The organism is Streptomyces griseomycini (assembly GCF_014203535.1).
Taxonomy (GTDB): Bacteria; Actinomycetota; Actinomycetes; order Streptomycetales; family Streptomycetaceae; genus Streptomyces; species Streptomyces griseomycini.
In genome coordinates this window covers 885,271-897,979 of sequence record NZ_JACHJI010000001.1, presented here as the reverse complement: position 1 = coordinate 897,979, position 12,709 = coordinate 885,271, and the positions used below count along the sequence as shown (strand labels likewise).

Annotated in this window: 9 protein-coding genes; 8 read left to right on the top strand and 1 reads right to left on the bottom strand. The window is 71.9% G+C overall.

The window, feature by feature from the left end; all coding sequences use genetic code 11:
• Nucleotides 1-5: 5 nt before the first annotated feature.
• The 8 genes from rfbC (at nt 6) to FHS37_RS04060 (ending at nt 10,457) form a co-directional block, all read left to right on the top strand.
• The gene (gene rfbC / locus FHS37_RS04095) at nt 6-599 is read left to right on the top strand and encodes a dTDP-4-dehydrorhamnose 3,5-epimerase (protein WP_184817610.1); all 594 of its coding nucleotides are present in this window, start codon (nt 6-8) and stop codon (nt 597-599) included.
• A 255-nt stretch (nt 600-854) separates the two neighbouring features.
• Nucleotides 855-1,175: a 50S ribosomal protein L21 gene (gene rplU, locus FHS37_RS04090; RefSeq protein ID WP_004001309.1), complete on the top strand. Its 321-nt coding sequence runs from the start codon at nt 855-857 to the stop codon at nt 1,173-1,175.
• Nucleotides 1,176-1,189: 14 nt separating this feature from the next.
• The gene (gene rpmA / locus FHS37_RS04085) at nt 1,190-1,444 is read left to right on the top strand and encodes a 50S ribosomal protein L27 (protein ID WP_030051735.1); all 255 of its coding nucleotides are present in this window, start codon (nt 1,190-1,192) and stop codon (nt 1,442-1,444) included.
• Nucleotides 1,445-1,550: 106 nt separating this feature from the next.
• Nucleotides 1,551-3,014 (top strand): GTPase ObgE, encoded by a 1,464-nt coding sequence (gene obgE / locus FHS37_RS04080; RefSeq protein ID WP_184817609.1) that lies wholly within the window; start codon nt 1,551-1,553, stop codon nt 3,012-3,014.
• A gap of 195 nt (nt 3,015-3,209) precedes the next feature.
• Nucleotides 3,210-4,760, top strand: a complete 1,551-nt coding sequence (locus FHS37_RS04075) for an alkaline phosphatase D family protein (RefSeq protein ID WP_184817608.1) — start codon at nt 3,210-3,212, stop codon at nt 4,758-4,760.
• Between the two features lie 490 nt (nt 4,761-5,250).
• Nucleotides 5,251-6,747, top strand: a complete 1,497-nt coding sequence (locus FHS37_RS04070) for a bifunctional cytidylyltransferase/SDR family oxidoreductase (RefSeq protein WP_184817607.1) — start codon at nt 5,251-5,253, stop codon at nt 6,745-6,747.
• A 183-nt stretch (nt 6,748-6,930) separates the two neighbouring features.
• Complete coding sequence (locus tag FHS37_RS04065) at nt 6,931-9,030, top strand: hypothetical protein (protein WP_184817718.1); 2,100 nt, start codon at nt 6,931-6,933, stop codon at nt 9,028-9,030.
• 203 nt (nt 9,031-9,233) lie between these two features.
• Nucleotides 9,234-10,457, top strand: a complete 1,224-nt coding sequence (locus FHS37_RS04060) for a glycosyltransferase family 2 protein (RefSeq protein ID WP_184817606.1) — start codon at nt 9,234-9,236, stop codon at nt 10,455-10,457.
• Here the strand turns inward: FHS37_RS04060 and FHS37_RS04055 are convergent.
• Entirely contained in the window at nt 10,429-12,426 is a 1,998-nt protein-coding gene (locus tag FHS37_RS04055; RefSeq protein ID WP_229889723.1) for a CDP-glycerol glycerophosphotransferase family protein, read from the bottom strand. The two genes, FHS37_RS04060 and FHS37_RS04055, sit on opposite strands and share 29 nt — an antisense overlap.
• Nucleotides 12,427-12,709 lie beyond the last annotated feature (283 nt).

The following is a 12,709-nucleotide window of genomic DNA, read 5'->3' as shown; positions in this document are numbered from 1 at the left end:
ACGAGATGCGACCTCTTTCGATTTCCGGCGCATGGGTGCACGAACCGAAGATCTTCCCCGACGGCCGGGGCAGCTTCCACGAGTGGTTCAAGGCCCCGGTCTTCACCGAGGCGGCCGGCCACCCGCTCACGCTGGCCCAGGCCAACATGTCCGTCTCCAGCCGGGGCACCCTGCGCGGCATCCACTTCGCCGACGTGCCGCCCGGCCAGGCCAAGTACGTCAAGTGCGTGCGCGGCGCGGTCCTCGACGTGATCGTGGACATCCGGACCGGCTCGCCCACCTTCGGCCAGTGGGAGGCGGTCCGCCTCGACGACCGGGACCACCACGCGGTCTACCTCTCCGAGGGCCTCGGCCACGGCTTCATGGCGCTCACCGAGGACGCCACCGTGGTCTACCTCTGCTCCGAGGGGTACGCCCCCGAGCGCGAGCACGGCATCCACCCGCTCGACCCGGCCCTGGGCATCGACTGGCCCGCGGACCTCACCCCGCTGCTCTCCGCCAAGGACGAGCAGGCGCCCACCCTGGCCGAGGCCCGCGAGCAGGGCCTGCTGCCCTCCTACGAGGCGTGCGTGGCCTACCGGGAGAGCCTCGGCGGCTGAACCGCCCGGGCCGGACCCGCCCCCGGGCCGCTGCTCCGGCAGCGTCCCGGGCCCTTCCCTTCGGGCCCGGTTTGACCCCTCAAGCCGGGCCCCGTAATCTTGACCGTCGGCGTGTCCATCGGGACCGCCACATCCCCGTAAACCTCTTCCTCCCGGGACGGCCCGCACGGGCCGTGGCCGGGAGAGGTCGTCCGCGTCCGGCGCAGGGCGGCTGGCCTGCGGGGGTGCCGTTCTTCGAGCGAAAGAGAGATCCGCGTGTACGCTATCGTGCGCAGCGGTGGTCGCCAGCACAAGGTTGCGGTCGGCGACATCGTTGAGGTTGACAAGATTTCCACCGCCAAGGTGGGCGACACGGTCGAGCTCTCGACCCTGCTCGTCGTCGACGGCGACTCCGTGACCAGCGACCCGTGGGTGCTGGCCGGCATCAAGGTCCAGGCCGAGGTCGTGGACCACCACAAGGGCCAGAAGATCGACATTCTGCGCTACAAGAACAAGACCGGCTACCGCCGTCGTCAGGGCCACCGCCAGCAGTACACGGCGATCAAGGTCACTGAGATCCCCACGGCTGCGAAGTAAGGGACTGAGGAGAGATGGCACACAAGAAGGGCGCATCGTCCACCCGGAACGGCCGCGACTCGAACGCCCAGCGTCTCGGCGTGAAGCGCTTCGGCGGTCAGGTCGTGAACGCGGGTGAGATCCTCGTCCGCCAGCGCGGCACCCACTTCCACCCGGGCGCCGGCGTCGGCCGGGGCGGCGACGACACGCTGTTCGCGCTGCAGGCCGGTGCGGTGGAGTTCGGCACCAGCCGTGGCCGCAAGGTCGTGAACATCGTTCCGGTCGCCTGACCGGAGGCTTGCGCGAGGCGGACCTCACTTCCCGGTCGGGAAGGCGGGTCCGCCTTTCGCGCGTTAAGACAAGAAATCCCTGACACGTCTCTGGAGGCACCCCACCATGACCACCTTCGTGGACCGCGTCGAACTGCACGTCGCCGCGGGTAACGGAGGCCACGGCTGTGCCTCCGTCCACCGTGAGAAGTTCAAGCCGCTGGGCGGGCCCGACGGCGGGAACGGCGGGCGCGGCGGCGACGTCGTCCTCACCGTCGACCAGTCCGTGACCACGCTGCTCGACTACCACCACTCCCCGCACCGCAAGGCCACCAACGGCAAGCCGGGCGAGGGCGGCAACCGCAGCGGCAAGGACGGGCAGGACCTCGTCCTCCCCGTGCCGGACGGGACCGTCGTCCTCGACAAGGCGGGCAACGTCCTCGCCGACCTGGTCGGACACGGGACGTCCTACGTCGCCGCCCAGGGCGGACGCGGCGGGCTCGGCAACGCCGCCCTCGCCTCCGCGCGGCGCAAGGCGCCCGGGTTCGCGCTGCTCGGCGAGCCGGGGGACCTGCGGGACGTCGTCCTGGAGCTGAAGACCGTCGCCGACGTGGCGCTGGTCGGCTACCCGAGCGCCGGCAAGTCGTCGCTGATCTCCGTGCTCAGCGCCGCCAAGCCGAAGATCGCCGACTACCCCTTCACCACCCTCGTCCCGAACCTCGGCGTCGTCACCGCCGGGTCCACCGTCTACACCATCGCCGACGTGCCGGGACTGATCCCGGGGGCCAGCCAGGGTAAGGGGCTCGGGCTCGAGTTCCTGCGGCACGTGGAGCGGTGCAGCGTGCTGGTGCACGTGCTGGACACCGCCACGCTGGAGTCCGACCGCGACCCCCTCTCCGACCTCGACGTCATCGAGGAGGAGCTGCGGCAGTACGGCGGTCTCGACGACCGTCCCCGCCTCGTCGTCCTCAACAAGATCGACGTGCCGGACGGCAAGGACCTCGCCGAGATGGTGCGGCCCGACCTGGAGGCGCGCGGCTACCGCGTCTTCGAGGTGTCGGCCGTGGCGCACACCGGGCTCAAGGAGCTGTCGTACGCGCTCGCCGAGCTCGTCGCCCGGGCCCGGGCCGCCAGGCCGAAGGAGGAGGCGACGCGGATCGTCATCCGGCCCAAGGCCGTGGACGACGCGGGCTTCACCGTCACCCGCGAGGAGGTCGGCGGCGAGCCGCTGTTCCGTGTGCGCGGCGAGAAGCCCGAACGCTGGGTGCGCCAGACCGACTTCAACAACGACGAGGCCGTCGGCTACCTCGCCGACCGGCTCAACCGCCTCGGCGTCGAGGACGAGTTGATGAAGGCCGGCGCCCGCTCCGGCGACGGCGTCGCCATCGGCCCCGAGGAGAACGCGGTCGTCTTCGACTGGGAGCCGTCCGTGACGGCCGGCGCGGAGATGCTCGGCCGGCGCGGCGAGGACCACCGCTTCGAGGCGCCCCGCCCGGCCGCCCAGCGGCGACGCGACCGGCAGGCCGAACGGGACGAGGCCGAGCAGGAGTACGGCGACTTCGAACCCTTCTGCCCCTTCTGGCCCTTCTGACCCTTCCGGCCCCGGGCGTCGCCCGGGGCTCATCTCCCTGACCCGCCGTGGCAACGGGACGTTCCCGTGCCGCGGCGGGTTTCCTGTTGTCCTCCTGCTTGTCATGAACGCGCACCGGTGTGTTCAGCGCGTGGACCGCCCGGACGGCGAGCTTCCCCCTTGTCCACGAGGTTTGCCAGGCAAGGGAGTTCGCCGATGACCGGAGCAGTTCCGCCCGACCGCCGCCGCGTCCTGACCGCCGGCGCCGCCGTGCTCGGCGCCGCGGCCTCCACCCAGCTGTGGCTGCCGGCCGCCGCCCGGGCGGCCGAGGGGCCGCTGCCCGACGGGGTGTTCAGCCTCGGCGTCGCCTCCGGCGACCCGCTGCCGGACGGGATCGTGCTGTGGACCCGGCTCGCCCCCGACCCGCTGAACGGCGGCGGCATGCCCGACCGCCCCGTGCCGGTGGAGTGGCAGCTCGCCACCGACGCCCGCTTCAGGAGGGTCGTCCGCCGCGGCACCGCCCTGGCCCGGCCCGCGTACGGGCACAGCGTCCACGTCGACGTGCGCGGGCTGCGGCCGGACACGGCGTACTGGTTCCGCTTCCGCGCCGGCGGGCAGCTCTCACGCACCGGCCGCACCCGCACCGCGCCCGCCCCGCACAGCTCCGGCGGCCGGCTGCGGGTCGCGCTCGCCTCCTGCCAGAACTGGCAGCACGGCTACTTCACGCCGTACGCCGACATGCTGGACCAGGACCCGGACGTCGTGGTGTTCGTCGGCGACTACATCTACGAGTCCGTCCCGTCGGCGACCGGCGTACGGCGTCACGAGGGCGCGGGGGAGCCGTACAGCCTGACCCAGTACCGCAACCGGTACGCCCAGTACCGTTCCGACCCGGACCTCGCGGCGATGCACGCGAACGCCCCCTTCGTGGTCACCTTCGACGACCACGAGGTCGACAACGACTTCGCCGGCGAGGTCCCGCAGGACCCCGCCAAGCAGCCGCACGACGCGTTCACCGCCCGGCTGACGGCCGCCTACCAGGCGTACTACGAGCACATGCCGGTGCGCGCCACCGCCGTCCCGAACGGCCCGCACATCCGGATGTACCGCCGGCTGGAGTTCGGCCGGCTCGCCCGGCTCAACGTGTTGGACACCCGGCAGTACCGCAGCGACCAGGCCACCAGCCAGGAAGGCGCCCAGGACCCGTCGCTGACCATGCTCGGCGCCGCGCAGAAGCGGTGGCTGGTCGACGGGCTGCGCCACTCGCCCGCCCGCTGGAACCTGATCGCCTCCCAGATCATGATGGCCGAGACGGACCTCCAGGTCGGCCCCGGCAAGCTCTGGTTCTACGACGCCTGGGACGGCTACCAGGCCGAACGCAACGCCCTGCTCCAGGAGTTCCGGCGGGTGCGCAACCCCGTCGTCCTCACCGGTGACCGCCACCTGACGATGGTCAGCGACCTCAAGGCGGACTTCGCCGACCCGCGCTCCGCGGTCGTGGGCGCCGAGTTCGTCGGCACGTCCATCTCCAGCAACGGCGACCAGGACCAGGCCGCCTTCCGCGCGCAGTGGGACCCGCGGCGCGCGGACAACCCGCACTGGAAGCTGCTCGACGCCCACCGCGGCTACCACCTGTTCGACATCCGCCGCGACCGCATCGACGCGCGCGTGCGGATCGTCGACACCGTGGTCGAGCCGCGGGCCACGGCGCGCACGCTGGCCGCGCTGCGGGTGGAAGCGGGCCGCCCCGGCGTCCACCTCGCGTAGGACCCCGCCTTTCAGGAGCCCGCCTTTCAGGACCCAGCCTTTCGGGAGCCCGGGACGCGCTTGCGGCGCGTGCCGGGCTCCTCCCGTGCCGTCGTGGGCCGGGGGCGGGCGTCGCTGTCCCCGCGTCGGGAGCGAAACGGCGCGGAATCCCGTTAAGGGAATTCCGCCGCCCCGGCCATGGAGAATTCGTGCAGTCCCGCGCCGCAGGACGTGAAGATCGGTGCGCCGGGCCGCTCCGGGCCCCGCCGCGGCGGCGTGACCGCCCGTGCCGCCACCGGGCCCCGTCCCGTCACGTACCGCAATGACACGACTTCTGTGGAGTTACTCACAGCAATTCACGGGCCCTCCTGGGAACCCCTGCCGGGCACCAGGAGTCGTAGGTGAATGGCGGGTTGCGCGCACATTTGCCGCCGAGGTCGCTCACCTTGCACTGCGGTAACCACAAGTGGGACCATTTCGAAGTTCTCTGTCGCCCCAAGGTAGGTCACCTGTGTCCCAGCACATAGCCAAGCCCCGTACCACCGCAGTGATCCTGGCCGGCGGTACCGGTCAGCGGGTGGGTCTGTCGATCCCCAAGCAGCTGCTGAAGATCGCCGGCAAGGCAGTCATCGAGCACACCCTGACCACCTTCGAGAAGGCCGACTCCATCGACGACGTCATCGTGCTGATGGCGCAGGGCTACGTGCCCGACGTCGAGAAGATCGTCGCCAAGGCGGGGTTCACGAAGGTCAAGAAGATCATCGAGGGCGGCGCCACCCGCAACGAGACCACCGAGCGCGCCATCGCCGCCCTCGGCGAGGGCCTGGCCGAGGGCGAGGACCTCAACGTCCTCTTCCACGACGCCGTCCGCCCGCTGCTGTCGCAGCGCGTCATCGACGACTGCGTGACCGCGCTGGAGCGCTACCAGGCCGTCGACGTGGCCATCCCGTCCGCGGACACCATCATCGTCACGCGCACCCACGGCGAGGACGGCGAGTTCATCACCGAGATCCCGGACCGCTCCCGGCTGCGCCGCGGCCAGACCCCGCAGGCCTTCAAGCTGTCCACCATCCGCCGCGCCTACGAGGTCGCCGCCGGCGACCCGAACTTCCAGGCCACGGACGACTGCTCGGTCGTGCTCAAGTACCTGCCGGACGTGCCGATCCACGTGGTCGCGGGCGACGAGTACAACATGAAGGTCACCCAGCCCGTCGACGTCTTCATCGCCGACAAGCTCTTCCAGCTCGCCTCCACCGCCGCGCCCGAGCAGAACGGCGAGGAGGCCTACCGCGAGCTGCTCACCGGCAGGACCCTGGTCGTCTTCGGCGGTTCGTACGGCATCGGCAAGGACATCGCCGAGCTCGCCGAGTCCTACGGCGCCACCGTCTACGCGCTCGGCCGCTCCACCACCGGCACCCACGTGGAGAACCCGGAGGAGGTCGACGACGCGCTGTCCAAGGCGTACGCCGAGACCGGCCGCATCGACTACGTCGTCAACACCGCGGGCGTGCTGCGCATAGGCAAGCTCGCCGAGACCGACAACGCCACCATCGAGGAGGCGCTGAAGGTCAACTACCTGGCCCCGGTCCAGATCGCCCGCTCCGCCTACAAGTACCTGGCCGAGACCAACGGCCAGCTGCTGCTGTACACCTCCAGCAGCTACACCCGCGGGCGCGCCGAGTACAGCCTGTACTCCTCGACCAAGGCCGCGATGGTGAACCTCACCCAGGCCCTGTCCGACGAGTGGGCCGGCGACGGCGTCCGCGTCAACTGCATCAACCCGGAGCGCACCGCCACGCCGATGCGCACCAAGGCCTTCGGCCAGGAGCCCGCGGGCAGCCTGCTCTCCTCCGAGGCGGTGGCCCGCACCTCGCTGGACGTGCTGCTGTCGGAGCTCACCGGCCACGTCATCGACGTGCGCCAGCAGGACCCGACCGCCGGTGCGGCACGCGCCTCCGGTTTCGAGCAGGCGCTGGCCTCGGTGCTGGACCGCCAGGACGGCGTGTAATAATCAAGACCAAATAGACTCCGGTAATTCAGGCCTCTGCGGTCGCCCGTTAACGAAGTTCGTCGAACGGGTCTTCGCGGGGGCCTGAATCCGTAGCCCTCTGAAATACCCACAGGCACAAACCGGCACTCCCCTCCCAGAGCAGGTTTCTCCGTGATATCCACCGCTATTCGCGTCGCCCGGGTGGGCAGCGCGGCCGAACTGGCCGCGGCGGTCCTCATGATGCTGGGCTTCCCCTGCCTCATGCTGGCCGCGCTCGTCCCGAGCGTCCCCGCCTTCGCCGCCGCGGCCGCTGTGACGTACCTGGCGGACCACTATCTGCACCGCAAGGGCAGCTACCTGGTCAGCCGCCTCAGCAAGGTGCGGGCGGGCCTGTCGATCCGCTTCCTGATCCGGCAGCTGCTGCTGATCCTGCTGCTGGCCCGCCTGTCCCTCGCGGACAACCTGATCTACTACGGGGCCATCGCCTGCTTCATCGCCTTCTACGGCCTCCAGGCTCCGCACGGCGCGCTCACCACGCTGATCCGGAACCGCCGCCGGATGCCGGTCGCCACCCGCAACGTCGACCTGGCCTCCCGCATCCGCATCCCGGACGCCCCGCCGCGCGCGCTGCTGCACCGCGCCGCGGAGAAGATGCTCCACCTCGACCTCGCCGCGGTCACCGGCATACTCGCCGGCGCCGCCCTGGAGTCGGCCGCCGTCGGCTACGCCGGCATCGGCGTCACGCTGGTCCTGAGCACCCTGTACGTCCTCGCCCTGGTGCCCTACGTGCGCGGCCGGAGGACCCCGCCGAACGCCGAGAGGGTGCTGGACGCCGTCGACGACTGGCTGCGCGAGTACCGCCCGGAGACCGTGCTGTACTTCTCCGGCTCCAAGGACTCCGCCTACCAGGTCAACATGTGGCTGGAGACCATGGAGCAGCTGGACAGCCGGCCGCTGATCATCCTGCGCGAGCGGGTCATCCTGGAGAAGCTGGCGCCCACCACGGTCCCCGTCGTCTGCGTGCCCGGAGGGGTGCACCTGATGAACATGGACCTGTCCACGGTGCGCGTCGCGCTGTACGCGGCGAACGTCGGCAAGAACATCCACCTGCTGCGCGTGCCCACCATGAAGCACGTCTTCATCGGCCACGGCGACAGCGACAAGCTCGCCAGCGTCAACCCGTTCAGCAAGGTCTACGACGAGGTGTGGACCGCCGGCCGCGCGGGCCGCGACCGCTACGCCATCGCCGACGTCGGTGTCCGCGACGACGACATCGTCGAGGTCGGCCGCCCGCAGCTGGCCCCGATCCAGGGCTGGAGCGGTGTCCCCGGGGGGCCCCGCGGCGAGGCCGCTGACGGACGCTGCCCGACGGTCCTCTACGCGCCGACCTGGGAGGGCTGGGACGGCAACCCCGGCAACACCTCGATCGTGCTCGCCGGCGAGAACATCGTGAAGAAGCTGGTGCAGGCCGATCCGCCGGTGCGCGTCCTGTACAAGCCGCACCCCTTCACCGGCACCGTCAGCAAGGAGGCCGGCGCCGCGCACCGGCGGATCACCGCACTGGTCGAGAAGGCCGCCGCCGAGCGCGCCGCCGACCCGCGCTTCACCGCCGACACCGCCGCCCGGACGCAGGCCGAGGCCGAACTGGCCCGCATCGAGGCCCGGCTGGCCGAGCTGGCCGGCGGCACCGAGAAGGGCGACGAGGCCGAGGCCACCCGCGACGGGCTGGTCGACGTGGCCCGGCACGAGGAGATCGCCCGGCTGCGCGCCGAGTGGAACGCCGCGTACTGGCGCTCCTTCCCCGACTGGGAGCACCGGGTCATCACGGGTGCCGAACCGCACCTGTACGACTGCTTCAACGTCTCCGACGCGATGGTCTCCGACATCTCCAGCGTGGTGTCCGACTTCATCGCCAGCGGCAAGCCGTACGCGGTCACGGACTCCGCCGGGCTGGGCGCGGAGGAGTTCAGGCGGCAGAACACGGCGGTGCGCGCCGCGGTGATCCTGTCCAACGGCGCGACCGAGCTGGGCGGGCTGCTCGACGCGGTCCGCGACCCGGCCGCCGACCCGCTGGCCGAGGACCGGCGGGAGCTCAAGCGCTACCTGCTGGGCCCCGACGAGCCGAAGTCCATCGACCGGTTCAACGCCGCGGTCGCGCAGCTCGCGCTGAAGTCCGAGACCCGCAACCTCGGCCAGGAGGCGCGGACCGCGGTCGGCGGCCCGGACGTGGAGCTGGCGGACGCACTGCCCGGCCAGCACGCGTCGGCGACCGGCGACGCGGACGGCGTCCCCGCGGGCTGACCGTTCCGCACCCCGACAGGGCCCGGCCCCCGAGGATCGATTCCCCGGGGGCCGGGCCCTGTCGCGTCCCCGGACGAGCGGCACGGCGCCCTGTGACGTGAACCACTGAAGCAGCGAGGTGGGGCAACCACTCGTCTCGAACACTCGTCTAACGAGTAGCGAATGAGCCGATACGGGGGAAATATCCCATGCCGAGGGGAAACGTGACCGTGACGCAGCCTGACGTCACCGTGGTCATCGGGGCGTACGAAGCGATGCCGTACCTGGTCGAGTGCCTCGCCTCCGTGGAGGCACAGACCATCGACCCGGAGCGCATCGAGGTCATCGCGGTCGACGACGGCTCGACCGACGGCACGGGGGAGCACCTGGAGGAGTTCGCGGACCGCGCCCCCATGCCGGTCACCGTGATCCGGCAGGAGAACTCGGGCGGCCCCAGCGGCCCGCGCAACGTGGGCCTCGGCAGGGCGACCGGGCGCTACGTCTTCTTCCTGGACGCCGACGACCGGCTGGGCCCCGAGGCCCTCGAGCGGATGGTCGCCATGGCCGACCGCGCCGGCACCGACGTCGTCCTGGGCCGGGTCGAGGGCGTCAACCGCGGCGCGCCGAAGTCCATGTGGGGCAGGACGCTGGAGCGCACCGACGTCTTCTCCTCCAACATCAAGTTCACGCTCAGCGCGCAGAAGCTGTTCCGCCGCGCCTTACTGGACCGGCACGGCATGCGGTTCGACGAGACCCTGTTCACCGGTGAGGACGCGCTGTTCACCATGGAGGCGTACCTGCGGGCGGACGGCGTCTCCGTGATCGCCGACCACACCTGCTACTACCTGGTGGGCCGGGACGACGGCAAGCACGTGACCAGGAGCGGCGGTTACGCCCTGCGCTTCGACTCCGCCCGCGCCCTGATGAACCTGATCGCCGACCTCGTCCCCGAGGGCCCCCGGCGCGACCAGCTCATGGTGCGGCCCTTCACCGTCACGCTGCTGCCGCAGTTCGGCCCCCGGTTCCTCAAGGACGGCGACGACGTCCGGCGGCGCAAACTGGAGCTGGCACGGCCGCTGATGGACGTCCACTGGACCGAGGGCGTGGCCGAGCGGCTGAAGGTCGAGGAGCGGCTGCGGCTGCACCTGGTGGCCGAGCAGCGGCTCGAACTCCTCTTGGACGTCCTGGAGTTCGTACGGGCGAAGGAGCGGGCGCCGGTCCTGCTGGAGAAGCGGGGCCGCCGCGTCTACCTCGCCTACCCGCACTTCCGCGACCGCGCGGCGGGCATCCCCGACTCCGTCTACCTCGCCTCCCCCCGCGAGGCCCGCGCCTGCCCCGGGTACCGCGAGGGCGGCGCGGGCTCCGTCCTGCGCCGGGTCGCCCGCAGGGTCCGGCGCACGCTGACCTCCTCCGGGGAGGTCAGCCCCGGCGGGACGGCTGCGGCATGACCACGGCGGTGTCCTCCCCGCGGCGCGGAGGGGGCACCTCCGTCGGACGGCGCGTCATCCGGGCCCTGTGCTTCTCGGCGGCCGCGCACAGGGCGTCCACGGCCGCGCCGAAGCGCTCCTGGGACGACGGCTCGGCGGGGCCCAGCAGCCGCAGCTTCAGCTCCGCCCGTGCCCCGGCCAGCTCGTCCTTCTCCGGGTGCCGGACCGACTCCAGCAGCGCCGGAACCCCGGCGGCGTCGGGGGTGAGCACGGTCGCCGCCGCCACGGTCGGGAACGTCGCGCGGAACTCCTCCTCGGACAACCCGCCGGTGTTCGCCACGGCATACGGCTTCCCGCTCGCCAGGAAGTCGCTGACCACGCTCGAGACGTCGCTGATCAGCAGGTCGGCGACGTTGAAGCAGGCGTACAGCGAGGGGCGGGCGTCCACGACGACCTGGTGCTCCCCGTCCGGCAGCGACGCCCAGTACGCCTCTTCCCAGGCCGCCGTCGCCCGCGCCACCGCGTCGGCCCGACCCGGTTCCGGGGCGGACTGCAGGAGCATCCGCTCGACCTGGTCGGCGCCCGCCCGGAACGCGGTCGTGGTGAGCCGGTCCAGCTCCGCGGTGAGCCGGCCCAGTTCCGCCGACGGTGCGGGGCGCGACCCGGACCGCCCCCGGTTGGCCGCCTGGATCAGCTCACGGATGCGCCGGTCGGCGGCGCCCGCCCGGGGGTCCACCGACCCGGTCAGCGGGTGCGGCTTGTACAGCAGCCGCACCCCCGGGTCGGCGAGCAGCGCCCGCACGAGGTTCTCGCCGGCCGCGATCACCGACGTGTTGCCCGGGTCACCGTCCCAGCCCTCCCAGGTCGGCGCGTACAGCACCGTCGTGTACGGCCCGGTCGGCGGGCCCGCGTACGGCCGTACGGCGTCCAGCTGCGGGCGGCCGATCTCCACCACGTCCTTGTCCTCGACCCCGACCTCGGCCAGCGCGTACCGCTCACGCGCCGCCGGGCCGGCCACCCACACCTCGTCGTACGCCTTCGCGTACGGGTTGCAGGACGACAGCTTGTCGCTCTCGCCGTGGTTGACGAAGGTGTGCTTGATCGTGGGAATGCGCAGCACCTGGGAGGTCTTGCCGGAGTTCGACGGGTGGATGAGGACCTGGAGCGTGGACCGCTCGAGCCGCATCAGCGTGGACACCTTCGGCAGGCACACGATCGGGACGTCGGTCGCCGCGATCCTCGGCACCATGAACCGCTCGCGCAGGACGATCACCGGCCGGGCGTCGAGCTTCGCCAGCGGTTCCAGCCACATGTTGGCCTGGTAGGCGGAGGAGGGGCCGCCGGAGAAGTACAGGCCGACCGTAGGCCGGTAGTCGGCCAGCCACGCGTCGAACCAGTCGAGCACCTCCTGCTCGTCCGCCGGACGCCGGCCGGGCAGCAGCCGCAGCGACAGTGCGCACAGGCCCGCCAGCGCCAGTGCCAGCGACAGGGCGACACCGGCCGCCGCGCACCGGGGCTCGTCGGTCACCGCCGTCACCGTCAGCCCGGCCGTCGCGGGCAGGCCGAACACCAGCAGCCGGGGGCCGGGGCGGCGCAGCAGCGTGGACGGGGCGGGGGACAGGCGCAGTGCGGAGGCGTCGACGTTCCGGGTCAGCACGGGCAGCGTGCGGGTGCGGCGCACCAGCACGGACACCGCCTGGACCGCGCAGTGCAGGGCGTAGAAGGCGAGCAGCCCGGCGACGAGCGGCGCGTACTGCGTCTCCCGGTCCTGTGCGCCGAGCCGCAGCAGGCCCACCACCAGCAGCAGGTCCCGCAGCACGTGGCGGACGGTGATGTCCGCGTGCGCCTTGGCGAACAGGGTCAGCACGCCGGGCTGCCACCGGTACAGGACGGCCTCGACGGCCAACGCGGCCGCGGTGCCGGCGAAGAGCAGCGGGGCGTTCGGGAGCAGGGCTGCCGCGGCCTGGACGGCGAGGACGACGGCGAACACGGCGGTGACCAGCGCCTTGAGGACGGCCCCGGGGCGGGCGGAGCGCAGCGCGGAGAACGGGTGCGGCAGCCGGCGCGTGCGTTCTGCGGACGGCCGGGCGGGACGGCGTGCCCCGGGGGACCGCTCGGCGCCGCCGACGGCCTGTCGGTGCGCGCTGCTCGCTGGGAAGCGCCGACGGAACAAGGATACGGGCACGGCGGTCACTCCATGATCGTCAGTAAGACGGGCAATGGGTTAACGCGTGGCGGCCGCTCGACGACACGCGGGTGTACCGGGCGTGTGG

Coding starts and splice junctions, on each gene's coding strand:
- obgE (WP_184817609.1), top strand. CDS start 1,551: ATGACCACCTTCGTGGACCGCGTCGAACTGCACGTCGCCGCGGGTAAC.
- rpmA (WP_030051735.1), top strand. CDS start 1,190: ATGGCACACAAGAAGGGCGCATCGTCCACCCGGAACGGCCGCGACTCG.
- rfbC (WP_184817610.1), top strand. CDS start 6: ATGCGACCTCTTTCGATTTCCGGCGCATGGGTGCACGAACCGAAGATC.
- FHS37_RS04075 (WP_184817608.1), top strand. CDS start 3,210: ATGACCGGAGCAGTTCCGCCCGACCGCCGCCGCGTCCTGACCGCCGGC.